The sequence below is a fragment of the Pseudoxanthomonas sp. genome, assembly GCF_051953815.1.
Taxonomy (GTDB): Bacteria; Pseudomonadota; Gammaproteobacteria; order Xanthomonadales; family Xanthomonadaceae; genus Pseudoxanthomonas_A.
Genome location: NZ_JBQCIJ010000037.1, coordinates 23531 through 47840, shown reverse-complemented (window position 1 = coordinate 47840; position 24310 = coordinate 23531). Strand labels below are relative to the sequence as shown.

At 69.0% G+C, this 24310-nt stretch carries 23 protein-coding genes; 11 read left to right on the top strand and 12 right to left on the bottom strand.

Translation table 11 applies throughout. The annotated features are described in order from the left end of the window. Positions 1–212 precede the first annotated feature (212 nt). From ACTHN1_RS10790 to ACTHN1_RS10780, 3 genes are all read left to right on the top strand, one after another. The gene (locus ACTHN1_RS10790) at positions 213–506 is read left to right on the top strand and encodes a hypothetical protein (RefSeq protein WP_440470947.1); all 294 of its coding nucleotides are present in this window, start codon (positions 213–215) and stop codon (positions 504–506) included. Position 507: 1 nt separating this feature from the next. Beyond that, on the top strand, positions 508–1614 hold the full coding sequence (locus tag ACTHN1_RS10785) for a WD40/YVTN/BNR-like repeat-containing protein (RefSeq protein ID WP_440470946.1): 1107 nt from the start codon (positions 508–510) through the stop codon (positions 1612–1614). Between the two features lie 132 nt (positions 1615–1746). Then, on the top strand, positions 1747–2808 hold the full coding sequence (locus ACTHN1_RS10780; RefSeq protein ID WP_440470945.1) for a hypothetical protein: 1062 nt from the start codon (positions 1747–1749) through the stop codon (positions 2806–2808). A gap of 79 nt (positions 2809–2887) precedes the next feature. Here ACTHN1_RS10780 and ACTHN1_RS10775 read toward each other — a convergent pair whose 3' ends face one another. From ACTHN1_RS10775 to ACTHN1_RS10765, 3 genes are read right to left on the bottom strand one after another with little or no spacing between them, the layout of a single operon-like run. Next, positions 2888–3106 (bottom strand): RNA-binding S4 domain-containing protein, encoded by a 219-nt coding sequence (locus ACTHN1_RS10775; protein ID WP_440470944.1) that lies wholly within the window; start codon positions 3104–3106, stop codon positions 2888–2890. 35 nt (positions 3107–3141) lie between these two features. Next, the gene (locus ACTHN1_RS10770; protein ID WP_440470943.1) at positions 3142–3792 is read right to left on the bottom strand and encodes a serine/threonine protein kinase; all 651 of its coding nucleotides are present in this window, start codon (positions 3790–3792) and stop codon (positions 3142–3144) included. Between the two features lie 20 nt (positions 3793–3812). After that, positions 3813–4307 carry an RNA polymerase sigma factor gene (locus ACTHN1_RS10765; RefSeq protein ID WP_440470942.1) on the bottom strand — a complete coding sequence of 165 codons (495 nt, stop codon included), beginning with the start codon at positions 4305–4307 and terminating at the stop codon, positions 3813–3815. 243 nt (positions 4308–4550) lie between these two features. Here ACTHN1_RS10765 and ACTHN1_RS10760 point away from each other — a divergent pair, with 243 nt between their 5' ends. Continuing rightward, positions 4551–6476 carry a DEAD/DEAH box helicase gene (locus tag ACTHN1_RS10760; RefSeq protein ID WP_440470941.1) on the top strand — a complete coding sequence of 642 codons (1926 nt, stop codon included), beginning with the start codon at positions 4551–4553 and terminating at the stop codon, positions 6474–6476. 28 nt (positions 6477–6504) lie between these two features. On the opposite strand, the gene ACTHN1_RS10755 is transcribed toward ACTHN1_RS10760, so the two are convergent. After that, positions 6505–6894, bottom strand: coding sequence for a hypothetical protein (locus tag ACTHN1_RS10755; protein WP_440470940.1), 390 nt, complete (start codon positions 6892–6894; stop codon positions 6505–6507). Between the two features lie 191 nt (positions 6895–7085). Between ACTHN1_RS10755 and ku the strand changes: the two genes are divergently transcribed. Further along, positions 7086–8000 (top strand): non-homologous end joining protein Ku, encoded by a 915-nt coding sequence (gene ku / locus ACTHN1_RS10750; protein WP_440470939.1) that lies wholly within the window; start codon positions 7086–7088, stop codon positions 7998–8000. Between the two features lie 41 nt (positions 8001–8041). Here ku and ACTHN1_RS10745 read toward each other — a convergent pair whose 3' ends face one another. Next, positions 8042–8242 (bottom strand): hypothetical protein, encoded by a 201-nt coding sequence (locus ACTHN1_RS10745; RefSeq protein WP_440470938.1) that lies wholly within the window; start codon positions 8240–8242, stop codon positions 8042–8044. Between the two features lie 64 nt (positions 8243–8306). Between ACTHN1_RS10745 and ligD the strand changes: the two genes are divergently transcribed. Next, positions 8307–10919: a DNA ligase D gene (gene ligD / locus ACTHN1_RS10740; RefSeq protein ID WP_440470937.1), complete on the top strand. Its 2613-nt coding sequence runs from the start codon at positions 8307–8309 to the stop codon at positions 10917–10919. An 18-nt stretch (positions 10920–10937) separates the two neighbouring features. Here the strand turns inward: ligD and ACTHN1_RS10735 are convergent, their stop codons facing one another. The 5 genes from ACTHN1_RS10735 to ACTHN1_RS10715 all read right to left on the bottom strand — a co-directional run bounded on the left by ACTHN1_RS10735 (position 10938) and on the right by ACTHN1_RS10715 (position 16848). Then, positions 10938–12239, bottom strand: a complete 1302-nt coding sequence (locus ACTHN1_RS10735; RefSeq protein ID WP_440470936.1) for an acetamidase/formamidase family protein — start codon at positions 12237–12239, stop codon at positions 10938–10940. A 412-nt stretch (positions 12240–12651) separates the two neighbouring features. Beyond that, positions 12652–14184, bottom strand: a complete 1533-nt coding sequence (locus ACTHN1_RS10730) for a serine hydrolase domain-containing protein (RefSeq protein WP_440470935.1) — start codon at positions 14182–14184, stop codon at positions 12652–12654. A gap of 163 nt (positions 14185–14347) precedes the next feature. Then, entirely contained in the window at positions 14348–15115 is a 768-nt protein-coding gene (locus ACTHN1_RS10725) for a LytR/AlgR family response regulator transcription factor (protein WP_440470934.1), read from the bottom strand. Beyond that, positions 15115–16221 (bottom strand): sensor histidine kinase, encoded by a 1107-nt coding sequence (locus tag ACTHN1_RS10720; RefSeq protein WP_440470933.1) that lies wholly within the window; start codon positions 16219–16221, stop codon positions 15115–15117. Before ACTHN1_RS10720 ends, ACTHN1_RS10725 begins: the two co-directional genes overlap by 1 nt. 57 nt (positions 16222–16278) lie before the next feature. Next, a complete protein-coding gene (locus tag ACTHN1_RS10715; RefSeq protein ID WP_440470932.1) occupies positions 16279–16848 on the bottom strand; it encodes a nuclear transport factor 2 family protein in 570 nt (189 codons plus the stop codon). Positions 16849–17088: 240 nt separating this feature from the next. On the opposite strand from ACTHN1_RS10715, the gene ACTHN1_RS10710 reads away from it, so the two are divergent. The 5 genes from ACTHN1_RS10710 (at position 17089) to ACTHN1_RS10690 (ending at position 22166) form a co-directional block, all read left to right on the top strand. Then, positions 17089–17757, top strand: coding sequence for a hypothetical protein (locus tag ACTHN1_RS10710; protein WP_440470931.1), 669 nt, complete (start codon positions 17089–17091; stop codon positions 17755–17757). A gap of 85 nt (positions 17758–17842) precedes the next feature. Beyond that, positions 17843–18247, top strand: a complete 405-nt coding sequence (locus tag ACTHN1_RS10705) for an MliC family protein (protein ID WP_440470930.1) — start codon at positions 17843–17845, stop codon at positions 18245–18247. 246 nt (positions 18248–18493) lie between these two features. Next, positions 18494–20884, top strand: coding sequence for a putative bifunctional diguanylate cyclase/phosphodiesterase (locus ACTHN1_RS10700; protein ID WP_440470929.1), 2391 nt, complete (start codon positions 18494–18496; stop codon positions 20882–20884). Between the two features lie 37 nt (positions 20885–20921). Next, positions 20922–21641 (top strand): pseudouridine synthase, encoded by a 720-nt coding sequence (locus ACTHN1_RS10695; protein ID WP_440470928.1) that lies wholly within the window; start codon positions 20922–20924, stop codon positions 21639–21641. Positions 21642–21743: 102 nt separating this feature from the next. Next, positions 21744–22166 carry a universal stress protein gene (locus tag ACTHN1_RS10690; RefSeq protein ID WP_440470927.1) on the top strand — a complete coding sequence of 141 codons (423 nt, stop codon included), beginning with the start codon at positions 21744–21746 and terminating at the stop codon, positions 22164–22166. Between the two features lie 153 nt (positions 22167–22319). Here ACTHN1_RS10690 and ACTHN1_RS10685 read toward each other — a convergent pair whose 3' ends face one another. Further along, complete coding sequence (locus ACTHN1_RS10685) at positions 22320–23399, bottom strand: DUF1176 domain-containing protein (RefSeq protein ID WP_440470926.1); 1080 nt, start codon at positions 23397–23399, stop codon at positions 22320–22322. 209 nt (positions 23400–23608) lie between these two features. Beyond that, positions 23609–24262, bottom strand: coding sequence for a hypothetical protein (locus tag ACTHN1_RS10680; protein WP_440470925.1), 654 nt, complete (start codon positions 24260–24262; stop codon positions 23609–23611). Positions 24263–24310 lie beyond the last annotated feature (48 nt).

Genomic DNA, 24310 nt, shown 5'->3' with positions numbered 1-24310 from the left:
CATGGGGTCTCCTCGATGGGCACGTCTGGAGTCCGGTATCGGCAAGGCCGGCGGCTTCTTGAGATCGGCGGTACGCGGCATGGCCGCCCCGGCCGCGTCCGCCACGCCGTCGGCGGCGGGCTCGACCGACCGCCTTCCTCGCGGCGCTGCGCCATGCGGCGCCGCGGGCAGGGCGCTATCCTCCGCGGCTGTCTGGGCAAGGGAAACCCGCGATGGCCAGGGTGGTGCTGGCACCGGCGCTGACGCGCTGGCTGCCGCCAACCGAAGGACATGCCGGCGGCGAGCTGTGCATGCAGCTGGCCGGCGCCAGCGTGGGCGAACTGCTGCAGGCGGTGTTCGCGCGGTATCCGTCATTGCGTGGCTACGTGCTCGACGAGCAGGGCGCGGTGCGCCACCACGTCGCGGTGTTCGTCGATGGCCAATGCCTGCGCGACAAGCGCGACCTCGGCCAGGCGGTGGGCGGGGATGCCGAACTCTACGTGATGCAGGCGCTGTCGGGAGGCTGACATGTCGGATCGATTGCTGGTGTCTTCGCGCAAGGGATTGTTCGTGCTGGGCCGTGACAGCGGCGACGGCGAGTGGCGGATCACCGATACCGCCTTCCTGGGCGACAACGTCGCCCAGGCCCTGGCGGATCCGCGCGACGGCAGTTGGTACGCCGCGCTGGATCTCGGCCACTTCGGCGCCAAGCTGCATCGCTCCACCGATCAGGGCCGGCACTGGGAGGAGGTCGGCGTGCCGGCCTACGGTGAAGGCGACGAAGTGATCACCGGCGACGGCAAGCCCGCGCAGCCCGCGACGCTGCGCTTGATCTGGTCGCTGGAGGCCGGCGGCGCCGACGAGCCGGGCCGCCTGTGGGCCGGCACGATTCCCGGCGGCCTGTTCCGTTCCGACGATCATGGACGCCAGTGGCAACTCGTGCGCGGCCTGTGGGATCGACCGGAACGGCAGCGGTGGTTCGGCGGCGGCTACGATCATCCGGGCATCCATTCGGTCTGCGTCGATCCGCGCGATCCGCGCCGCCTGCGGGTGGCGATTTCCACCGGCGGCGTGTGGCGCAGCGACGACGGCGGCGACAGCTGGACGCAGACCGCGCAGGGCATGATCGCCCGCTACATGCCCGAGGGGCGGCAGGGCGATCCCGACAGCCAGGACGTGCACCGGCTGGTGCAGGCGCCTGGCGCGCCGGATGTGTTCTGGGCCCAGCATCACAGCGGGGTGTTCCGCAGCACCGCCGGCGGCGGCGACTGGCACGAGATCACTGATGTGCCGCCTTCGGTGTTCGGTTTCGCGGTGGCGGTCCATCCGCGCGATGCGGATACCGCCTGGTTCGTGCCGGCGTTGAAGGACGAAAAGCGCTATCCGGTCGACGCGCAGCTGGTGGTGGCGCGTACGCGCGACGGCGGGCGCAGCTTCGAGACGCTGCGGCGCGGCCTGCCGGAAGGGCAGGCCTACGATCTGGTCTACCGGCATGGACTGGCGGTGGACGCGGACGGCGAGCGGCTGGCGTTCGGATCGACCACCGGTGGCCTGTGGACCAGCGACGATCAGGGCGAACACTGGCGGGCGCTGGCGGCGCGATTGCCGCCCATCCACGCGCTGACCTTCGCCTGAGCGTGGCACGGCGGCGCGGCGCCGCGCCCGCTCGACCTGAACCGGTCGAGGCCGCATTCACCACCGATTCGGCCCGTCGCGGGCATCGGGCCCTAGACTAGCGGTCCGTTCCCCACGCCATCGCCCGTGCCCATGCGTCCCGTTTCCGTGCTGTCCTGCTGCGTGCTTGCCGGCGCCGTCTTCCTGGCCGGCTGCCGCGCCGAAGCGCCGGCGCCGCCGGCGCCGGAAAAGCCCCGCACCGAGACCACCGCCAGCAGCGAGGACAACGGCGCGATCAGCACCGGTCCGGTCAAGCCGGCGCCGCGCAAGATCGATCTGGCGCGCACCACCGACTGGCCGGAGGCGGCGCTGACCGCCGGCGTCACCTGGGTCAGCTGCGAACTCGACTACGCCCAGCACGGCGACGGCACGGCGGTGGACAAGCTCGACTTCCAGACCCTGGTCGACGCGGTGAAACCCTGCCAGGCCGCGGGCGTGATGCGGGTGCGCTACACCGGCAAGATCAATGCCGAGTTCACCGCGCTGATGGAGCGCATGTCCAACGTCGCCAACCGGCTGGCGATCGAGAAGCGCGTGCTGGACATCGATTCCAGCGGCGGCCGGGTCGAGGACGGCATCCGCGCCGGCGACATCATCGGCGCCTCGCACTGGACGCTGTGGGTGCGCGACGGCGCGATCTGCCACAGCTCCTGCCTGTTGATCCTGGCTTCCGGCGACAACCGGGTGATTGCCGGCAAGGTCGGCATCCACCGGATGATGCGGATCAATTCCGGCGCCAATTCGCGCGCCGAACTGGCCGAGGAGCTGCGCCAGGTGTACGGCCAGCTGAAGGACTACCTGGAGCGCAATGGCGCGGCGGTGACGGTGGCGGATCTGATGATGACCGTGCCCAACCGCAAGCTGCGCCTGCTGACCGCCACCGAGCTGGAGGAGTACGGGCTGCAGGGCACCAACGCGGCGCAGGACGATCTGGATCGCATCCAGCTGACCCGCAAGTGCGGCGAGGAATTCGTGCGCCGCAAGGATGACTTCATGCTGGCGTTCGATCGCCAATGCGGGCAGACCGAGACCGCGCTGGAGGACATCAACACCTGCGGGCTGGAACTGCGCAAGAGTTTCGGTTTCCCGGACAGCACCTGCCCGATGGAAAGCCCGATGGCCGAGTTCGATCGCGACGCGTCCGGCGTGCTGTAGGCGGGCCTGCCGTAGCCAGGCGCGTGGTAGGACGGCATGCCGGGGACCTGCGTGCCGTAGACCGGATCCCGCGCCGCGCCTATACGGCGCGGACGTGAATCTCGATGCCGTCGAGGGCGACCACCTGCCCATCCCGGATCTTGCAGGTCTTGCGCAGCTCGACCGCGCCATCCACCCGCACCGCGCCGGAAGCGACCAGGGCCTTGCCGGCGCCGCCGCTGTCGACCACGCCGATCAGCTTGAGCAACTGGTTGAGTTCGACGTGTTCGCGGTCGAGTTCGAAATCGAGGATCTGCATCGCGCCAGTTTAGTCGCAATCCCGGCCGGACCGCCTCACTCGCGCTCGAACCGGGACAGCTCGTCCAGGACCCGCTGGCTGCGCTGGATGCTGGCGCCGCTCAGCACGTCCTGGAAGCATTCCTCCGAGCCGGCCCGCCGGCGGCGATGGCGGTGGATCCAGGCCGAGGCGATCAGGCCGGGGATGCCGATCGCCAGGCACACCACCAGCATGCCGGGGGCGGCCGGGGCGAGATTGCCGCCGACCACCGCGCCCAGGGCGATGACGAAGGGCAGCCACAGCAGCCACCAGGACAGGCCGGCGATCATCCCGTTGCAGATGTAGAAGCGCCGCAGCCGGGCCAGGTGGCGCTGGATGGTCAGCACCGGCGCGGAATAGTCGATCAGGCCAATCAGGCCGAGCGTCAGTCCGGCCATCGCGGTGGTCACCACCCCGTAGGCGTGCACGATGATGCCGGAGACCAGCAGGACCGGCAGATCGCGGTGCGGGGTCCAGCAGGCGACGCCCAGCACGATCATCGCCACGCCGAACACGATCTGGATGAGCTGGCCCCAGAACAGCGGGCGCAGGCTGTGGCGCGCCTTTTCCAGGCGGCCTTCGCGGAACAGGTGCAGGCTGAGCTGGTCCTGCTGGGCCATGCGGCGCTCCAGCGCCTGCCAGGCGGCTTTCAGTTCGTCGGTTTCCATGAGGATGTCCATAGGGGATGTCAGAGTTCGTTGCGGATGCGTTGCTTGAGGCGGCTGATCTTGGTCGCGACATTGGTTTCGCTGATGCCCAGGATCTCGCTCATCTCGCGATAACTTCGGTCCTCCAGGTACAGCAGCAGGAGCGCGCGGTCGAGCGGGGCCTGCGCGTGGATGAAGCGGTGCAGGGCGCGTACCTGCTGCTCGGCCTGCGGATCCGCGGCCTGCGCATCGGCGATGTCGTGCAGTTGATCGTCCAGCGGGATCGCGTGGCGGCGGCGCTGGCTGTTGTCGCGCACGAACGAGATCGCGACGTTCAACGCGATGCGGTACATCCAGGTCGAGAACGGGCGCGCGGGATCGAAACGCGGGTAGGCCTGCCACAACCGGCTGGCGATTTCCTGCGCCAGTTCGGCGCGGTCGTCGGGGTCGCGGCAATAGGTACCGGCCACCTTGACGACGATGCCCCGATGGCGCTCCAGTTGCTGCGCGAAGCCCTGCCGCGTGTGTTCCGCCATGTCTGCGACGTGTTCCATTTCCCGCCCGTGCCGATTGTGCGTGTCGGAAGGTGATTCGCGGCGGCGGGGGAAAAATCACAGGCCGCCGCGCGCAGGGGGCAAAATCGGCCGGAACCTCCGCCAAATCAAGGATTTGCCTGAACGGCGGGACAGGACCTCCCGGCGGCCGGCAGGACAGGAGGGGGCCGAAAAGCGCACAATACGCTGCTTGCGTGCGCACTCCGCGACGCCCGGAGTCCTCTCATGTCCCCCGAATCCACCCCCTCTTCGCTCGTTTTCGCCGATCTCGGCCTGTCCGCGCCGGTCATGGCCGCCGTCACCGAGGTGGGCTACGAATCGCCGTCGCCCATCCAGGCGGCCACCATTCCGGCCATGCTGGCCGGCCGCGACGTGCTGGGCCAGGCCCAGACCGGCACCGGCAAAACCGCCGCCTTCGCGCTGCCCCTGCTGTCCCGCATCGACCTGTCGGCGGGCAAGCCGCAGGCGCTGGTGCTGGCGCCGACCCGCGAACTGGCGATCCAGGTCGCCGAGGCGTTCCAGCGCTATGCCGCGAAGATGCCCGGCTTCCACGTGCTGCCGATCTACGGCGGCCAGAGCTACTACCCGCAGCTGCAGGCGCTCAAGCGCGGCGTGCACGTGGTGGTCGGCACGCCCGGCCGCGTCATCGATCATCTGGAGCGCGGCTCGCTGGACCTGTCCGGGCTGACCACGCTGGTGCTGGACGAAGCCGATGAAATGCTGCGCATGGGCTTCATCGACGACGTCGAGACGGTCCTGAAGAAGACCCCGGAATCGCGCCGGGTCGCGCTGTTCTCGGCGACCATGCCGCCGGCGATCCGGCGCATCGCCCAGACCTACCTGAAGGATCCGGTCGAAGTCACCATCGCGGCCAAGACCACCACCTCGGCCAACATCCGCCAGCGCTACTGGTTCGTCAGCGGCCTGCACAAGCTGGACGCGCTGACCCGGATCCTGGAAGCCGAGCCGTTCGACGGGATGATCATCTTCGCCCGCACCAAGGCGGCGACCGAGGAACTGGCCGGCAAGCTGCAGGCGCGCGGACTGGCCGCGGCGGCCATCAACGGCGACATGCAGCAGGCCCAGCGCGAGAAGACCATCCAGCAGTTGAAGGACGGCAAGCTGGACGTGCTGGTGGCCACCGACGTGGCCGCGCGCGGGCTGGACGTGGAACGCATCAGCCACGTGCTGAATTACGACATTCCGTACGACACCGAAAGCTATGTGCACCGGATCGGCCGCACCGGCCGCGCCGGCCGCAGCGGCGAGGCGATCCTGTTCGTCACCCCGCGCGAGAAGGGCATGCTGCGCGCCATCGAGCGCGCCACCCGCCAGCCGATCCAGGAAATGCAGCTGCCGAGCGTCGACGCGGTCAACGATCGCCGCGTGCAGAAGTTCCTGGGCCGCATCACCGATACGCTGGCGGCGAACACCACCGGCGAGTTCCGCGGCCTGATCGAAGCCTACGAGCGCGAGCACAACGTGCCGGCGATCGAGATCGCCGCCGCGCTGGCGCGCCTGCTGCAGGGCGACACCCCGTTGCTGCTGCCGGCCGAGCAGCGCCGCGAGGCCCGCGCACCCGGCGAGCGCCCGGCGCGCGAGGAACGCCCCGCGCGCGGCGAGCGTCCCGCACGCGCCGAGCGGCCGATGCGCGAGGAGCGTCCGGCGCGCGCGCGCGACAACGCCTTCGTGCCGCCGGAGGCCCACGAGGGCGCGCCGCGCATCGAGCGTCCGCGCTTCGACAAGCCGCCGCGCGCCGAACCCGAAGTCGGCATGGAGACCTTCCGCATCGAGGTGGGCCACATGCATGGAGTGAAGCCGGCCAACATCGTCGGCGCGATCGCCAACGAGGCGGGGCTGGAAAGCCGCTACATCGGCCGGATCGACATCCACGACGACCATTCGGTGCTGGACCTGCCCGAAGGCATGCCGCCGGAAGTGCTGTCGCACCTGAAGAAGGTGTGGGTGTCCGGTCAGCAGCTGCGCATCCAGCGCGTGGGCGCGGATGGCGGCCATGCCCCGCCGCGTCGCCAGCGCCCGGAAGGCAAGCCGCCCGGCAAGCTCGGCGGTGGTTTCGCGAAGAAGGCGCGGAGCGAACACGCGCCGAAGCCGCATCGCAAGGGAAAGCCGGCGCCGCGCCGCGACGGCTGAGCGTCGCGGTCATCGGCGCGGGATTGGATCAGGTGTAGGGCTGGCGCAGCGGCGTTTGCGGGCGCGCGTCGGTCGCGTGCGCCTGGCCGTCGTCGCCGAGCGGCGCGCCCATGCGCCGCCAGACCTGGCGCAGCAGGTTTTCCATGTGGTGCCAGTCGAGCCGGTCGAAGTGATCGAAGCGCTCCTCGTACCGGCGCTCCAGTGTGTGCAGCAGTCCATCCAGCGGCACCTGGTGGTACTGCAGATAGCTGTCGTAGGCGAACAGCAGGCTGGGTTCGTAGCGGGTGAACGCCGTGCCCGGCTGATAGAACGCATGCGCCGGAATATCCACGCGCCATTCGTCCAGCTCGGCCTTCACGTCCACCACCTCGCACTTGCCCGGACCGGCCTGACGCGGATATCGATGGATGCTGCCCATGCATGTCCTCCTTGTTTGACGGGCCCCCATCATCGCGATCAGCGTCGTCACGAATGTAAACATCAGATGCAGAGAATATTAAGTCGCGACGCAGTTCGCGGTTTTATGGCGCCGCCGAGCCAGTCTGCGTTCACCTGCCCATCATCGCGGTGGCACTAACAAGACGGGAACCGCTACCGCGAGAACGCGCCATGGCACGCCCCATCTGGACAGGCACGCTTTCCTTCGGCCTGTTGAACGTCCCGGTCTCGCTGATGTCCGGCGAGCGCAAGGTCGATCTGCATTTCCGCATGCTGGATTCGCGCGACCGCAAGCCGATCCGGTTCGAGCGGGTCAACGCCGAGACCGGGGAGGAAGTCCCCTGGAAGGACATCGTCAAGGCCTACGAATACGACAAGGGCAACTACGTGGTGGTGGAGCAGGAGGACATCCGCGCCGCCGCGCCCGAAAGCCACGAGACGGTGGAGGTGGAGGCCTTCATCGAGCGCGACGCCATCGATCCGCGCTACTTCGAGAAGCCCTACGTGCTGGTGCCGGGCAAGAAGGCCGAGAAGGGTTATGTGCTGCTGCGGCGGACGCTGGAATCCACCGGCCGGATCGGCGTGGCGAGGGTGGTGATCCGCACCCGCGAGTATCTTTCGGCGGTGATGCCGCTGGGCGACGCGCTGGTGCTGATCCTGCTGCGCTATCCGCAGGAACTGGTGGATCCGGACGAGTACAAGCTGCCGTCGGGCAGCGCCGCTTCCTACCGTATTTCCGCCAAGGAAGAGGAAATGGCCGCGCAACTGGTGGAATCGATGTCGGGCAAATGGACGCCCGATGCCTACCACGACGAATTCCGCACGCGTCTGCAGGCGATCATCCGCAAGCGGATCAAGTCCAAGGGCGCGACCGCGCGGGTCGAGGAACCGGAGCGCGAGGAGGAAGCGGCCACCAACGTGGTCGACTTCATGGCGCTGCTGCAGAAAAGCCTGGCGGACAAGAAGCGCACGCCGGCGAAGAAATCCGCGGCGAAGAAAACCCGCAAGACCGCGCGCAAGGCATCCAAGACCGCCAAGACGGCCGGCAAGCGGGCGACGAAGAAGACCGCCGCGCGCAGGCGCTGAGCGGCGCCGCGGCAGGACCGCCTGCCGCGGGCGCGGATCGCTCAGCCGGGCTCGCCCTCCACCGACGCCTGCAGGGCGGCGGCCAGGCCGGCGTCGCCGGACACCAGTTCCGTCCAGCGCAGTTCGACGCCTCGCCGGCGTCCTTTTTCGGTCAGTTTGAGTCCGACCGGATCGATCACCAGGGTGTAGGCGACGTCGTTGAGGAGCAACTCGCGGCGCAGGGGCTTGTCCAGAGGAGTCATCTTCATACATCCCGTTGACGGAATCCCGACCATAGTGGACGCCATGTGATGATCAGGTTCACCGATGAGTCTGGTGGAATACGAGCGCAAACGGCATTTCGGGCGCACCCGCGAGCCGGCGCCGGGAAAGCCCGCGCGGGCGCGGGCGCGCCCCATCTTCGTGGTCCAGCTGCATCACGCCAGTCATCGCCACTACGATTTCCGCCTGCAGATCGGCGATGCGCTCAAGAGCTGGGCGGTGCCGAAAGGACCCAGCCTGGATCCGGGCGTCAAGCGGCTGGCCGCGGAAGTCGAGGATCATCCGATCGGCTATGCGGATTTCCAGGGCGAGATTCCGGAAGGCGAATACGGCGCGGGCCATGTCGCCTTGTTCGATCGCGGCCTGTGGTCGACCTCCGGGGATCCGGAGGCGCAGCTGGCGAAGGGACACCTGCGCTTCGAACTGTTCGGCGACAAGCTCAAGGGCGGCTGGCATCTGGTGCGCACGCGGCGGACCTCGGGGCGCACGCAGTGGCTGCTGTTCAAGGACGACGACGCCCACGCCGCGCGGCGCGAGGCGGACGACATGCTGGACGACGTGCCGGCGCCGACCGCGGGCGCGGGCCGTCGCCGCGCCGCGCGCGCGGACACGGCGAAGACCACAAGGCGGACGTCGAAAAAAAAGGTCGCCGCCGGTTCGCGCACGCGGACACCCTCGCGCACCGCCGCGCGCTCGCGCGAAGCCTGGCGGGCACGCGCGCTGGCGTTGTCCGGCGCGCGCCGCGCGCGTTTGGCCGACGGCCCGTTCAAGCCGCAGCTGGCCACGCTCGGCACCGCGCCGCCCACGGGCGATGACTGGTTGCACGAGGCCAAATGGGATGGTTATCGGCTGCTGACCGTCATCCACCGCGGCCAGGCGCGGATCTGGTCGCGCAATGCGCTGGAATGGACCGCCAAGGTGCCCGAGATCGCGGATGCGCTGGCGCAGCTGGGCCTGGAGCAGGCCGCGCTCGACGGCGAACTGATCGCCGGCGCCGGCACCCAGGCCGATTTCAGCCTGCTGCAGGCCACGCTGGCCGGCGAGAAGAACGCGCCCTTGACCTATGTGCTGTTCGACCTGCTGCACCTGGACGGCGTGGATGTCAGCCGCGCCCCCCAGATCGAACGCAAGCAACTGCTGGCGGCGGTGCTCGAGTGCGCGCGTCCGCCGCTGATCTACAGTTCGCATGTGCTGGGGCACGGCGAGCGCGCGTTCGCGGCGGCGGGCGAACGCCATCTGGAAGGCATCATCTCCAAGCGCGCCAACGCGCCCTATCGTGCGGGAAGAGGGGATGACTGGCGCAAGACCAAGCGCCAGGAAAGCGATGAGTTCGCGGTGGTCGGGATGACTCCGCCACGGGGCAGCCGCACCGGTTTCGGCTCGCTGCTGCTGGCACGGCCGGATGGACGCGGCGGCTGGTCGTTCGCGGGACGGGTGGGCACCGGTTTCAACCAGGCGATGCTGGCCGAACTGGGGGAAACGCTGGGCCGCCGCGCGCGGGCGACGCCGACCGTGGACATTCCCGAAGGGCTGGACACCGATCTGCGCGGCGCGCGCTGGTTTCCGCCGAAGGCGGTGGTGGAAGTGTTCTATCGTGGCGTCGGCAACCAGGGGCTGCTGCGGCAGCCGTCGCTGAAAGGGTTGCGGCCGGACAAGCGCGCGGCGGATCTGCGATCGTCGGATCGGGACGCGGCGGAACGGAAGGTACCGGAACGGAGCAGGCGCATGGTCAAGTCCAAAGGCACGCGAGCGGGCCGGCATTCCGGCGTCGATGACGGCGCGGCGGACGGGATCGAACTGACCCATCCGGATCGGGTGGTCTACCCCGACACCGGCACGACCAAGCAGGACGTGGCCGACTACTACGACACGGTGATGGAATGGCTGTTGCCGGAAATCAGCGGACGGCCGCTGTCGATCATCCGCTGCCCGCAGGGCTCGACCCGGCCCTGCTTCTTCCAGAAACACCTGGCGCCGGGCATGCAGTACGTGGACCGCGTGCCGCTGAAGGAGGAAAGCGGCCAGACCGAGGATTACCTGGTGGTGCGCGACGCGCGCGCGGTGCGCGAGCTGGTCCAGTTCAACGCGCTGGAATTCCATCCCTGGGGCGCGCACGCCGACGCCCCGGACGTGGCCGACCGGGTGGTGTTCGATCTGGATCCGGGCGCGGACGTGCCGTGGGCGGAAACCGTGGCCGCCGCGCGGCAGATGCGCGGGCTGCTGGAAGACGCGGGACTGCAATCGTTCGTGCGCACCTCCGGCGGCAAGGGCCTGCATGTGGTGGTGCCGCTGAATCCCGGTTGCGACTGGGATCTGGTGAAGCCTTTCGCGCACGCCTTCGCCGAATCGATGGCGCAGATGGATCCGCTGAAGTTCGTCGCCACTTCCAGCAAGCGCCTGCGCAAGGGCCGCATCTTCATCGACTACCTGCGCAACGGTCGCGGCGCGACCAGCGTGGCGTCGTTCTCGCTGCGCGCGCGTCCCGGCGCGCCGGTGGCGATGCCGCTGCGCTGGGAGGAACTGGGACGGGTGAAGTCGGGCGGCGCGTTCGACATCCGATCGACTCCGGCGCGGCTGCGTCGGCTCAAGCAGCATCCCTGGGCGGGCATCGAACGGATCCGGCAGAACCTGGCGCGGCTGACGCCCGGCGAAACCTGAGCAAGGCCGGCGACGCGCTCATCTGCGCGCGGAGGCGGCGCGCAGGGACGCGAGCCGGGACTTGTCCAGCATCGCGGCCACCCCCGCGTTGCGCCCGGCCAGGGTGGTGATGCGGTATTCCACCGCCGCGCCCAGCAACTGGCTGGCTTCGGAAAGGCTGAGCCGGTAGTCCTGCTGCAACCATTGGATCAGGCCGTGGGTGGCCGCGCGCACGGCCTCGTCCAGCGAGCCCGCCTGGCCGACCGCCATCAGCCGGGTCGCCGATTCCACCCGCGGCGTCGCCTGCGCGCGCGCCTTGATCACCGCCACGCTGAACTCCACGTCCATCGAGGTCTCCAGCGCGTACTGCGAGGTCTCGCCGTCGCCCTGCGCCGCGTGCGCGTCGCCGAGGTAGAGCAGGGCGCCGGGTTGCGACACCGGCAGATAGACCGTCGTGCCCTCGACAATCTGGTTGAAGTCCATATTGCCGCCGAAACGCCCGCTGTCGCCGGTCGACATCGGGGGCGAACCGAAGCCGGGCGCCACCGCGATCCCGCCCAGCATCGGCCGCAGCGGAATGCCCAGGCCATCCAGGCCACTGCCCGGCGGCGGCAGCGCGATTCCGCGCTCGCGATCCAGCCGCCAGCGCACCGGCTTGCCGAGCGCGCCGGCGTGGGCCGCCAGTCCCGGGCCCTGCGCGCGTCCGACCAGCGCATCGAGGCTGTCGGCATAATCGCGGTTGGGCCGCAGGCGATGCAGGGTGATGGCCAGGACGTCGCCGGGTTCGGCGGTGTCCACGTAGAACGGACCGACCTGCGGATTGCCGAACAGCGCGCGGGTGACGCCGTGTTCGTCCACGCCGCCGGAATCGAGGGTGCGCGTGCGCACGGTGTCGCCGGGCCAGAGGATCATGACCGGCGCGCGATCGGCGCTGAACACGTTGGCGTAGTCCTGTGGAGTGAAGTCGATCACCCGCGGTGGCCCCGGTGGCCGCGACGGCAATCGGGTGGCGGTGAAGGCGTGTTCGGCCCGACGTTCGGGTGCGTTGGGATCGGGAAAGTCGGCGACGCCCGCCAACGCGTCGCCGTCACGGGTGCCGCGCAGGCGGTACTGCCGGCCGTTGGCGGTGGCGGTCAGCTGCAATTGCGCTCCTTCCACGCTGCCGGTCAGCGGATCGCCATCGAGCGTCCCGCTCAGCCGCGCGCCGTCGCGGGTCAGCTCGAGCGTCTGGTGGACCGGATTGCCCCACAGATCGATCACCACCCGCCAGCGTTCGGGCTCGGCGGCGCCGACGCGAAAGGACCACAGGCAGCAACAAAGCAGGACAAGGCGGACGAACATGCGCGATCTCCATGGGAATCCCGTGAAGGAGATGCGGCGAGCGGGCGTGATCGTCGCGGGTCCTGTTGAAATCCGGTCGGGACGCCGCCTGGCATGCCCGGCGTCATGAGAAATCCCCTCTCAATCCCCTTTTTTGACCCGCCATCCGGCGGTTGAGACGCTGCGAAGGGGAAGGCGAAAGCAAGGCATGCTTCTTCCAGCGCGGCTTCCGGAAAATTCGCCCCCCTTTGGAAAAGGGGGCAGGCACCTGCGCGGCAGGTGACGGGAGATTTGTCGTTGGCGCGAAGTCCAGGCGCTCCTCCAACGCCGCACGGCAGGTCAATCCTCGAGGTTCCTTTTTTCCGGGAATGGCAGGCAAGAGAGCCGACCCATGGTTCACCCGGGTCCGCGGACACTGGAGGGGCACTGAAGCTCAATGTCCGGGCATGCGTCGGTAATAGGTCCGCGTATCGCCCAGCGACAGGGTCAGCGCGCGGACTTTGCCTTCGGCGTCGCGATGAAAGGCATAGCCGGTGGAGAACACGGTGGGCGCGATGAAGCGGTTGGGCGCCAGCGCGCGCAGCAGGCCGGTTTCGTCGGGCAGGACGACCGAGAGATCCCTGCCGTCGAAGCGGATGTCCAGCGTGGCGGCGCCGTCGTCGAACGCGTCCGCCTGGGCGCCGCGCAGATCCTCCGGGGTGTGCGCGGCGCGGACGTACTGGCCCGCGTAGTCCGCGAACCGACCGCTGGCCGCGTCCAGCGCAATCGTGCGCAGCAGTGGATTGACGCCGTGCCCGATGGCGTCGGACAACGCATTGCGGATTTCACCGCGCAGGGCCCAGCCGTTCTCGCCGTTGGTGAGGATGACGAAACCGTCGCCGGTCTCCGGGTAGCCCTCGATCCAGGCGTGGTAGCTGTCGTTGGAACCGCCGTGGTGGAACACCCGCCGTTCGCCTTCGCCCTCCAGCCGCGGCCCCAGGCCGAAATTGCCCGGCGCCACTTCGGTCAACATCTGGATCGCCAGCGGGCGCGGCAGGTAATCGTCGTGGCCCTGATAGCTGCGGATGAGCGCCCCGACGAATGCACCCAGTTCGTTCGCGCTGGTCCACAGGCCGGCCGGCGCCTGTTGCGGAAAGCGCTGCCAGCCCCGTGGCAACGCGACCGTCCTTCCTTCCGCGTCGTGCGCCAGGGCGACATTGGCGCGCGCGGCGTCCCCGGGATCCCGGAAGGTGCTGCGCGCCATGCCGATCGGCGTGAACACCTCCGCGCGCGCGGCGTCTTCCAGCGGCTTGCCGGTGACATCCTCGATCATCAATTGCTCGATCACGGTGCCGCCGCCGGAGTAGTCGACCATTTCACCGGGGCGGTGCCGCAGCCGGATGGCCGGCGTGCGCGCGGGGACCTGTCCTTCCAGCGTCTGCAGCAGGGTGGGCGTGGCCTCGCCCGGCAGATAGTCGGGGAAGCCGTGTACGTTCAGGCCGGCGGTATGCGACATCAACATGCGCAGGTTCACCGTCTCGCGCGGATGGCCCGCGCGGGACGGCAGCCGCCACGACGTCAGGATCCGGTTCACGTCGCGATCCAGATCCAGGCGCCGATCCGCGACCAGGCGCAGCGAAGTTGCCGCGGTCACGACCTTGCTGATCGAGCCGACGTTGAACAGCGTGTCGGCATCGACCGCGCCCTCCTGGTCCGCGCGCAGCTGGCCGTAGCCGGCGGAGGCCACCACCCGGCCATCGCGCAGGACCGCGATCGCCACGCCAGGCACGCGGTGATGGGCCATGCGTTCGCGCAACGACCAGTGGGGAAGCGGTTCGCCGCGGGCCAGCAGTTTCGGACGCAGGCCGTTGTCCAGCGCCGCCAGTGGATTCGATTTCGCGGCCGCCGCCATCGCCGGCTGGTCCGCGCGGAGGGACGTGGCGGGCAGCGCCAGCACCGCCAGCAGGAGCAGGGCGATTCCGGACACGGAACGGACAACGCGTCGCGGCCGACGCGCGGGGGGAGGAGTGGAGATACGCATGCCATCGGGTTCCGGAGCGGGGAAACCCGACTGTAGGCGGTGGCGTGCGCGCGTGGCGCGGCATTGCGCCGGGCCGTGCGCTGACTGCGCCGCGTCGTGCGCGATGGGTTCAGCGCGCGGGTTGGAGGTGGGCGAGCAGTGCGTCGATGTAGGTTCGGCTGGCGCGCAGCGGGGTGCCGTCCCGCAACCGCAGCAGGGCGTCGCGATTGGGCAGCGACTGCAGTTCGGCCACGCAGTCGATGCGCACGATCGCCGAACGGTGCACGCGCAGGAACCGCAGCGGATCCAGGCGTCCGGCCAGGCGTTGCAGCGACTCGCGCAGCAGGTGGCGCTGGCCGCGCGCATGCAGCACCGCATAGTCGCCGTCGGCCTGGATCCATTCGACCTCATCGGCTTCCACGAAGGCCAGGCGGCGGCCGATGCGGACCGAGAACCGGCGCACCGGTCCGTTGGCATCGCCGCCGGCGGGGACGCTTTCCGGATCCGGATCCGGAACCGGGGCGTGGCCCGACTGCCGCCATTGGTGGAACTGGCGCGCCCGGGCCAGCGCGTCGGCGAAGCGTTCGTCGTCGATCGGTTTGAGCAGATAGTCAACCGCCTTGAGTTCGAACGCGCGCAGGGCGAAGCGATCGTGGGCGGTCAGCAGGATGCCCAGCGGGCGCTGTCCGGCGGGTAACGCCGCCAGCATCGACAGCCCGTCCAGGGTCGGCATCTGCACGTCGACGAAGGCCAGATCCACCGGATGCCCGCGCAGGCCTTCCAGCGCGGCCTGCCCATCGGCGTATTCGCCGGCCAGGACGATGTCCGGATACGCGGCCAGGCGCGCGATCACGCCCCGCCGCGCGAGCGGTTCGTCGTCCACCACCGCCACCCGCATCACGCGGCCTCCCGCGCGGAAGTCTGATCGGTGGCCAGGACCCGGAAAGGCAGATCGAGGGTGACGCGGTAACCGCCGGCCTCGGCGCAGGGACCGGCCTGGAAATGGTGGTCGCCCGGATACAGCCGGGCGAGCCGCTCGGCGACGTTGCGCTGGCCGACGGCGCCGCCGCGCGCCGAGGCTTCGGCAAGCGGCGCCGCGATGTCGTTGTCCAGTTGCAGCAACAGGCGATCGCCACGACGGGAAAAATGGATGTCGAGCCGGCCGGCGGCCGCGCGCGGGGCGATGCCGTGGCGGATCGCGTTTTCCACCAGCGGTTGCAGCAGCAGGTAGGGCATCGCCGCATGCAGCAGCTCGGCTTCGATGCGCCAGGCCACCTGTAGGCGCTCGCCCAGCCGCGCCTTTTCGATTTCCAGATAGGCCTCGGTCAGGGCGATTTCCTCGGCCACGCTGACTTCATGCCGGCTGTCGCCGGCCAGGGTCGCGCGCAGGAATTCGGCCAGCTGGCTGATCATGCGGCGCGCGTCGCGGCCACGTTCCTCGGCCACCAGCGCGGAAATGGCGTTGAGGGTGTTGAACAGGAAATGCGGGTGCAACTGGTAGCGCAGTGCGCGCAGTTCCGCGTCGCGCGCCAGCAGGCGGGCCTGCTCGCGCTGCTGCTTCTCGTGCTTGAGTTCCACGTAGTAGGCGATCACCGCATGCATCGCGCAGAACGCAATCAGGGCCAGCCAGCAGCTTTCCAGGCCCCGGAACAGATCCGCGACGCGGTACTCGTCCGCGCGCGACCAGCCGGCGATCTGCGCCATCAGATCGCCCAGCAGATTGTTGAACACGGACATCGCGTAGGTCGCCAGCAACAGCGCGCCGCCGATCAGGGGAATCGGCAGGCGCCGGCGCCACAGGCCGCGTTGCAGCGCGACCAGCGGCGGCAGCCAGGCCAGGAACGCCAGCAGGTAGAGCACCCGATAGGCGGTGGCATGTCCGTGGCCCAGCGCCGGCAGCGCCATCACCACCAGGCACAGGCCGATCGGCAGGCCGGCCAGCAGCGGCAGCCAGAACGGCGGCTCGGCGGGAGCGGGACGGGACAGGTGCGGCGCGTGGGCCATGCGAAGGCAATCGGAGGAACGGCGGCGCCATCATGCCACCGCGCTCCCGGTCCGGCGTCAGCCGGCGGTTGCCGGCCGGGGCGGCAGGTTCATCGACCAGATCACCGACACGATCCGCCAGCCCGCCTCGGTCCGCACCAGGTGCCAGGCCTCCACGCCGTTGTTGGTTTCGCGGTCGCCGGAATGAAAGGAGTAGTCGAACACGACCGAGGCGACGTCACGGTCGCCGTCGATGCGCAGGTTGCGGAATTTCTCCTCGCTCGATTCGGCGTCGGCGACGATGCCGTCGATGAAGGAGACCGGATTGTGTTGCGGGTCCGGCTTGACCTTCTGCGTCTGCGGCCTGTTCTCGCGCAGGCGACGCAGGCTCTCGTCGCCGATGGCGCTTTCCCAGGCCACGGTCCCCGGCAGGAACAGGGCCAGGAAGCCGGCCTTGTCGCGGGTGATGATGGCCGTGCGGAAGCGTTCCACCACGTCGCGGATGGCGGCTTCGTCGGCGGGCGACATCCGCGCCTGGGGCGCGAGCGTGGACGAGGTGACGGGCTCGCCGGCGACGGCGGGCAGGGAGGCCAGGGCAAGCAGCGTGGGCAGCAGCAGGCGGGCCATCGGTGGGCGGAAGGTTTTCATCGTGGGGTTCCGGTGGTCGGGTGCGGGCATTACACGCGGCCCGGCGGGTCCGGGGGAGAGGCGCGACGCGGGATTGCGGCGGACCGGTAGCCGGGTGCGTCGAACCGGGGGACCGGCGTGGCGGCGGTCCAGGAGTCGGCTGGGCACCCGCGCGGCGACCGGCTACGCTCGCGCCATCGCCGCGGCGTCGCGCGCCATTCCGGCGCGTCCCGGGCGGCTGGAAGGACGCGAGGGGCGCGGATGGATTTCCTCAAACTGCTCAAGTCGCTGGAAGAGTTCCTCTACGAGGTCATCACCTGGCTGGTGTTCTTTCCGCTCACCTTGTGGCGGGTGGCGCGCCATCCGCAGCGGATGGCGCGCTACGCGGAGACCGAACTGGCGGACACGCCGGAGCAGCAGTTCGACGATGCGCTGAGCCCCCCGCTCTTCCTGATGCTGGCGATCCTCGCCGCGCACGTGCTCGAACTGATCCTGCACCAGCAGGTCCAGGCCACCGGCGAGCTGTCGCAGCGGATCATGGACAACGAACAGGGCCTGCTGCTGTATCGCACGCTGACCTTCGCGCTGTGGCCGCTGCTGATGGCCATCCATTGCCTGCGCCGGCGCGGAATCCGGCTCAGCCGCGAAAGCCTGCGGCATCCCTTCTATGCGCAGTGCTACCTGGCCGCGCCGTTCGCGATCAGCCTGTCGATGGCGATGCAGCTGGTGATCAAGCCGGGTCTCGTGTCCACCCGGATCGGCTGGACGCTCGCGGGCGTGGCGGCCATCTGGTACCTGTGCGTGCAGGCCCGCTGGTTGCGGGACACGTTGCGGGGGAGCTGGGGGCGCAGCCTGCTGTCGGCGGCGTGGGTGCTGCTGCTGGGCGGGGCGGTGAACCTGGGCATCGGCGCGGTGCTGGTCCTGAACTGAGTTCTTCACCCCGCGTCGACGCGCCCCGCCTACCCTGCGTGTCGGGGATCGGTCCAGGGAGGTTCCGGTGCGCACAGGATTCCGCTTGCCGCTGTCCTTGATGGTCATCGCGCCGTTGCTCGCGGCCTGCGGGCCGGAGCAGCGGGCGCCGTCGGCGACCGGACCCGCGCCGACCGCGTCGCCGGCCACGCGCGCCCCGCCGGTGGCGCCGCCGCCGCCGCAGGTGCCGACCGATGCCGGGGCGACCACCACCTACCTCTACCAGTGCGGAGACTGGGAAGTCACCGCCAGCTTCCATGGCGAGAACGACGCCGACATCAGCTTCAACGGCCGCGTGCTGAAGCTGCCCCGGCACCCGGGCGGGGCCGGCGCGCGCTACGCCGATGCCGCCGGCAACCTGTTCTGGGTGGTCAGTGAAGGCGAGGCGTTGCTGAGCCTGCAGGGGCAGGCCGACCGCCGCTGCACCCGGCCGCCGCCGGCGTTCCGATGAGCGGTGCCCCGCCACGGCGGGGCGACCGCCCCGCGCGTGCGTCGGGACAGTTAAAGTCCGGCGTCCGGACGCCGATGTCATGGCGACCGTACCGCCGTCGCCGGGGGACGGCACCGGGTTTCCCGGTGCGGGCGACGGGGCATGGCCGGGGGCGAGCTTGCGTGTCGTATCGGGGGTACGTAAGGTCGGGACAGGCATCGTAGGGGAAGCGATGTGGGGATGGAGCGTTCGCGCGCGAATCACGAGATGGCCAGGGATGGCAGCGGCAAGGGACTGCCCGCACGGGTGGCGGCGATCATCCTGTTCGCGGCGCTGGGCGCGCTGCTGACCGCGACGGTGCTGGAGATCCAGGCCGGCGCCACCGCCTACATCGTCGGCGAGAGCCACTGGTCCAAGGCCCAGCAGACCGCGGTGTCCGCGCTGTACCGCTATGTGTCGCACGGCGAACCGGCGGATCTGGCCCGGGTCCGCGAGGCGCTGAAGGTGCCCTTGGGCGACCGCGCCGGCCGCGAGGCGCTGGACCGCCGCCCGATCGATTTCGCGACCGCGCGGCGCGGTTTCCTGGACGGCGGCAACGCGCCGGCCGACATCGATCGCCTGATCCGGATGTACCGGTTCTTCGCGCGCGCGCCGTATTTCCGCGAATCCGTGCGCCTTTGGAAAGAAGCGGAAGTGGACATCCTGCATCTGCAGGCGCTCACCGACGACATCGAACGGCAGCGGCGCGACGGGGTGATGGACGAGGCCGACGTCCTGCGCCACCAGCGGGCGTTGCTGCAAATGGATTCCCGCCTGCGGGTGGCGGAACTGGCGTTTTCGCAATCGCTGGTGGACGGCGCGCGCTTCCTGCGCCTGGCGCTGACCGCGCTGGCGGTGCTCGCGTTCTTCGCCCTGGCGGCGTACGCGCTGGCGGTCATGCGCCGCACCCTGCGCCACATACGCCGCACCGAAACCGAGTTCCGCGCCGCCTTCCACCAGGCGGCGGTCGGCATGCTCAAGCTGGATCGCGAAGGCCGCATCACCCAGGCCAACGAAGTGCTCGCGCAGATCCTGTCGCGCCCGCTCGAAGAACTGCGCCGCGGGCACCTGCACGATCTGCTGCATCCGGAGGATCTCCACCTGGATGCCGACGGCCGTCCCGACTGGGCGCGGATGCTCCAGTCCGGCGAGCGCCGCTTGCGTCGCCGCGACGGCAGCAGCCGCTGGGTGCGCTGGAGCGCTTCGGTCATCACCGGCAGCGGAAGCGAGGGCGAGCGCATCTTCGCGGTGGTCGAGGACGTGTCCGAGGCGCGCGAGCTGGCCAGCGAGATCGCCCACCAGGCCAGCCACGACGATCTCACCGGCCTGATCAACCGCCGCGAGATCGAGCGGCGACTGGGCCAGATCACCCTGGCCGTGCAGCGCCAGCCGGCGCGGCACGCGCTGTGCTTCGTCGATCTGGATCAGCTCAAGCTGGTCAACGACACCTGCGGGCACGCGGCCGGCGATCGCTTCCTGCGCCAGTTCGCCAACGCGCTGTCCTCGCAGCTGCGCGGTGAAGACTGGGTGGGACGGCTGGGTGGCGACGAGTTCGCGATCTTCCTGGCGCACGCGGCGCTGGAGGATGCGGAACGGGTGGCGCAGCGCATCCATGCGCGGCTGGCGCAGTCGGCGTTCCACTGGAACGACCGCAAGTTCGGGCTGGGTTGCAGCATCGGCGTGGTCGAGATCAATCCGGAGACCAGCGACGCCGACTGGCTGCTGCGCGCCGCCGATACCGCCTGCTACCTGGCCAAGGAGGAAGGCCGCAACCGGATCCGCTGCTACCGCGAATCGGACGAGGCGTTCGCGCGCCGCCAGACCGAACTGGACTGGGTCGCGCACGTCCAGCTGGCGATCGCCGAGGACCGCCTGCTGCTGTACGCGCAGCGCATCAAGCCGCTGCGTGGCGAGGAACGCCTGCAATACGAGGTGCTGGTGCGGATGGTCGATCACGAAGGCCGCATTCACGGCCCGGGCTACTTCCTGCCGCCACTGGAGCGCTACGGACAGGCGATGATGCTGGATCGCCACGTACTGGCGGCGACGCTGGAGCTGATCAGCCGCGACACCCGCCATCTGCTCAGCCTGGATCTGTGCCACGTCAACGTATCGGCGCAGTCGATCGCCGATCCGCTGTTCCGCCAGTTCGCCGCCGAGCAGCTGGATCGCCATCCCGGCGTGGCCAACAAGCTGTGCTTCGAGATCACCGAGACCGCGGTCATCGGCAATCTCACCGACGCCTGCCTGTTCATCGAGGCCATGCGCGCGCGCGGTTGCCGGATCGCGCTGGACGATTTCGGCAGCGGCCTGTCCTCGTTCGCCTACCTCAAGAGCCTGGACGTGGACATCCTGAAGATCGACGGCGCCTTCATCCGCGACCTGGGCCGCGACAACGTCGACCTGGCCCTGGTCCGCTCGATGGGGCAGGTGGGCCGGGCGCTGGGCAAGCGCACCATCGCCGAGTGGGTGGAGAACGAGGCGGCGATGGCGCGGCTGGCGGAGGTGGGCATCGACTATGCCCAGGGCTACGCCATCCACGCGCCGGTGCCGCTGGCGGGCCTGATCCGCGAATGGAAGGCGACCCGGCCCGACCCGATCGGGGCGATGTCGGGCTGAGCCTGTGGCCGGGGCGGGAATCGTCGATAATTCCCGCATGACCATCCGCCTCAACAAGCACATCGCCGAAACCGGCTTCTGTTCCCGCCGCGAGGCCGACCGGCTGATCGCCGAGCGCCGCGTCACCGTCAACGACCAGCCCGCCGGCGTGGGCGCGGTGGTCGGCGAGGGCGACGAGGTCCGCGTGGACGGCCAGCCGCTGAAGGCGCGCGCCGCGAAAGCCGGCAAGCGCAAGCACGTCTACATCGCCCTCAACAAGCCGGTCGGCATCACCTGCACCACCGAGAGTTCGGTGAAGGGGAACATCGTCGACTTCGTCGGCCACGAACAGCGGATCTTCCCGATCGGCCGCCTGGACAAGGACTCCGAGGGCCTGATCCTGATGACCAGCAACGGCGACATCGTCAACCAGATCCTGCGCGCCGAGAACCGCCACGAGAAGGAATACCTGGTGGCGGTGAACAAGCCGGTCACCGACGAATTCCTGCGCGGCATGGCGCGCGGCGTGCGCATCCACGGGCAGATGACCCTGCCGTGCCGGACCAGCCGGATCGCCAAGTTCGGTTTCCGCATCATCCTCACCCAGGGCCTGAACCGGCAGATCCGGCTGATGTCGGCGGAGTTCGGCTACCGGGTCACCCAACTGCGCCGCGTGCGCATCGACAACCTCAAGCTGGGCGCGCTCAAGCCCGGGCAGTGGCGCAACCTGACCGACCTGGAACTGCGCGGCCTGCTGCCGCAGCAGCAGGAGTGGTAGCGCCGCCGGCGGCTTGATCCCGATCAAAGCGGCTGCGCGCAGGACTCCGTAATCTGGAACCAGGGCCGGTATCCGTCCGGTCGACCACGAAGGAGCAACGCCATGAAGATCCTCCTGGCCGTCGATGAAAGCGAGACCGCGCTGCAGGTGGTCAAGCACGCCGCGCAACTGGCCAAGCAGCTGAAGTCGCCGCCGTCCATCGCCCTGGTCTACGTCAACCTGCCGTTGCCCAAGGCCGTCGCCAAGGAACTGGGCGCGGAGGGCGCGGAAGCCTATTACGCCGATACCGCCGCGACGGTGCTGCGCAAGGTGCGCGCGGCGATGAAGCGCACGCGCCTGCCATTCACCGAACACCGCGCGGTGGGGCCGGTGGCCGAAACCCTGACCCGCTTGGCCAAGGCCGATCGCGCCGATCTGATCCTGATGGGCAGCCATGGGCGCGGCACCCTGAAGAACCTGCTGCTGGGTTCGGTCACCACCAAGGTGATCGCCACCAGCCCGGTGCCGGTGATGGTGGTGCGCTGAGGCTTGCGCCGGGCCATCGTCCTGTCCATGCGCGGTGGCGGCGTGACCAGAAAAACAGAGTCCCGATGACCCGCTGCGCGGTTGACCGCCCCTTTGAAAAGGAAGCGGTCGAATGCAAGGGCGGCTATCGAGGCTGCGCCGTGGATTCCGCGCCTACGGCGAACCGGCGCTGCGCCACAACGCGGGCCAGTCGCCGGGTTCTCCCCCGCGGCAACCGCCCAGGTAGTGCCATTCGGTGAGCTGGAAGTCGCGGCCGTCGAACACCCAGCTGGCGCTGTCGCCGCAGTCGGCCAGGCCACGGCCCTTGGCGAAGTGGTGAAGCGTCGAGCTGTCGTTGCTGTAGTCGGCATTGGTGAAGGCGTCCCACGCGACCTGACGGCCGTTCTCCGGCGAGGGAGCCATCGGGAGAGGCAGGACCAGCCGGCGCGCCCCGGCGGGGCGCTCCATCGGGGTGCGGAACGCCAGGTGGGTCGACTGGTAGGCGCCGCGCCAGCATTCGAGCAGCACCAGCGCTTCCCGTGGCGTCAGCGCCACCGCGACGTCGAAGGCGTTGTCGGCATGGTCGCCTTCCATCGCCACGTGGCACTCCTCTTTTTCCAGCAGCGCCGACTGGGCTCGTCGCACCCCGTCGATCAGACGCTGCCGGGTATCGTCGTCCAGGGGCGGCATCGCCGGCGCCGGCTTCACCGCGGGCGGCAAGGCGGGCGCGGCGGGCACCTGCGTCGCGGGCCTGGCGCCGCCACGCAGCAGCGCGGTGACGGTGCCGATCCGGCCCTGGGTTTCGTCGATCAACAGCAGGGCCGCGCTCAGTCCGGCAAGCGATACGGCGCGTTGGTCCTCGCCGTCGCCCAGGGTCAGTTCATCGCCATCGCGCAAGATCTTCAGCAAGGCGCGCACGCTGTCCGGAACCGCGCTTTCCAGGATCTGCACGCCGTCCTGCTCGGGCGAAAGCGTCCAGTGGCGGGCGTCCAGTCCCGGCGGCCGTTCGTCGACGCGCAGCGAGGCGAGGTCGATGGGCATGCCGGCTTCCAGCGCCAGCGACAACTGGCCGCTCGGGCCGGCCTCGGCGATCAGCCGCAGCATCAACGGTGACCCTTCGCTGACGCCGCGCGCCTCGCAGCGGGCGGTGTTGTCGCAGGCGATCACCCAGTCATCGAACTGCCGGTAGACCGGCGTGGCCGCGCTGGCGCCGACCGAGACGCACAGCAGCAACAGGGGGAAAAGACGGCGCATGTTCTGGATTCCTTGATGAGGCGGTTTTTCTTCGTTCCCGCGGAAGCGCTGCCCGGCGGGCATGCCCGCGCGCTTGCGGGGCAGCCCTGCCACGACCGCCGTAAAACCGGCGCCTGTCTTCAAGCGCCGCACTGAGGTGGTCGCGCCCATGGCCACGCCGTGACAGATCCGTGCCGCCGCGGTCCGCTCATCGCGCGCCGGCCACTCGTTCAAGCCAGAGGCACTTTTATCAGGATTTCATCCCTGGGGATGCGCTGGGTGACGGCAACATGATCATCCGTCACTACCAGGTCCTTGAACTTATAGTGAAATGAGACTTCATCGGGCGGGGTTTCCAGGATGTTTCCATCATGGAGAACGACGCCATCCTTTTCTATGGCCAAGTTCAGGACGAATGCCTTGGAATCCATGAAGCAGGTCAACTTGGCCTTCGTCTTCGATTTTCTTATGGATTTCTCTTTGTAAATCCAGCTGTCGATGAAGTTGTTGCTTTCCAGCTCGTCAATCACTTCCAGGATTCGCTCGATTGGAATCCGGATCTGCCTGTTGAATTCAAGCAATCCGTTTTTAATCAGGGAGGCATGGTAGTACCTCAGTTCCCCGTCGGTGGATTTTTGGAACATTTTCATGTCGAAAGGTATGGAAATATTCGCGACCGACTCGCTGTTGATGATGATTTGGCCGGTGGGGTTCAATGAGGGTTCGATGACAATCCTGTTGAAATTACCTGCCGAGTATTTTTCGGCGGCAAACAATCTTTGGATGCGATAGGTGATGTGTCGGCTCTGATCCTTCAATTTCAGGCACATGTCGGCGGGGAAATATCTTCGATCGAGATAAAGGAAAATCGAGTTGAGGATCATGATCGTTGCCACCGCGACCGCTTGTTGCGCGCCAGGGGATGATGGGGA

Bases quoted from the DNA above. Each gene is read 5' to 3' on its own strand.
- ACTHN1_RS10780 (WP_440470945.1), top strand. From the start codon at position 1,747: ATGCGTCCCGTTTCCGTGCTGTCCTGCTGCGTGCTTGCCGGCGCCGTC.
- ACTHN1_RS10785 (WP_440470946.1), top strand. From the start codon at position 508: ATGTCGGATCGATTGCTGGTGTCTTCGCGCAAGGGATTGTTCGTGCTG.
- ACTHN1_RS10720 (WP_440470933.1), bottom strand. From the start codon at position 16,221: ATGGCCCACGCGCCGCACCTGTCCCGTCCCGCTCCCGCCGAGCCGCCG.
- ligD (WP_440470937.1), top strand. From the start codon at position 8,307: ATGAGTCTGGTGGAATACGAGCGCAAACGGCATTTCGGGCGCACCCGC.
- ACTHN1_RS10680 (WP_440470925.1), bottom strand. From the start codon at position 24,262: ATGATCCTCAACTCGATTTTCCTTTATCTCGATCGAAGATATTTCCCC.
- ACTHN1_RS10695 (WP_440470928.1), top strand. From the start codon at position 20,922: ATGACCATCCGCCTCAACAAGCACATCGCCGAAACCGGCTTCTGTTCC.
- ACTHN1_RS10760 (WP_440470941.1), top strand. From the start codon at position 4,551: ATGTCCCCCGAATCCACCCCCTCTTCGCTCGTTTTCGCCGATCTCGGC.
- ACTHN1_RS10715 (WP_440470932.1), bottom strand. From the start codon at position 16,848: ATGAAAACCTTCCGCCCACCGATGGCCCGCCTGCTGCTGCCCACGCTG.
- ACTHN1_RS10755 (WP_440470940.1), bottom strand. From the start codon at position 6,894: ATGGGCAGCATCCATCGATATCCGCGTCAGGCCGGTCCGGGCAAGTGC.
- ACTHN1_RS10765 (WP_440470942.1), bottom strand. From the start codon at position 4,307: ATGGCGGAACACACGCGGCAGGGCTTCGCGCAGCAACTGGAGCGCCAT.
- ACTHN1_RS10770 (WP_440470943.1), bottom strand. From the start codon at position 3,792: ATGGAAACCGACGAACTGAAAGCCGCCTGGCAGGCGCTGGAGCGCCGC.
- ACTHN1_RS10745 (WP_440470938.1), bottom strand. From the start codon at position 8,242: ATGACTCCTCTGGACAAGCCCCTGCGCCGCGAGTTGCTCCTCAACGAC.
- ku (WP_440470939.1), top strand. From the start codon at position 7,086: ATGGCACGCCCCATCTGGACAGGCACGCTTTCCTTCGGCCTGTTGAAC.
- ACTHN1_RS10710 (WP_440470931.1), top strand. From the start codon at position 17,089: ATGGATTTCCTCAAACTGCTCAAGTCGCTGGAAGAGTTCCTCTACGAG.
- ACTHN1_RS10775 (WP_440470944.1), bottom strand. From the start codon at position 3,106: ATGCAGATCCTCGATTTCGAACTCGACCGCGAACACGTCGAACTCAAC.
- ACTHN1_RS10700 (WP_440470929.1), top strand. From the start codon at position 18,494: ATGGCCAGGGATGGCAGCGGCAAGGGACTGCCCGCACGGGTGGCGGCG.
- ACTHN1_RS10690 (WP_440470927.1), top strand. From the start codon at position 21,744: ATGAAGATCCTCCTGGCCGTCGATGAAAGCGAGACCGCGCTGCAGGTG.
- ACTHN1_RS10735 (WP_440470936.1), bottom strand. From the start codon at position 12,239: ATGTTCGTCCGCCTTGTCCTGCTTTGTTGCTGCCTGTGGTCCTTTCGC.
- ACTHN1_RS10685 (WP_440470926.1), bottom strand. From the start codon at position 23,399: ATGCGCCGTCTTTTCCCCCTGTTGCTGCTGTGCGTCTCGGTCGGCGCC.
- ACTHN1_RS10790 (WP_440470947.1), top strand. From the start codon at position 213: ATGGCCAGGGTGGTGCTGGCACCGGCGCTGACGCGCTGGCTGCCGCCA.
- ACTHN1_RS10725 (WP_440470934.1), bottom strand. From the start codon at position 15,115: ATGCGGGTGGCGGTGGTGGACGACGAACCGCTCGCGCGGCGGGGCGTG.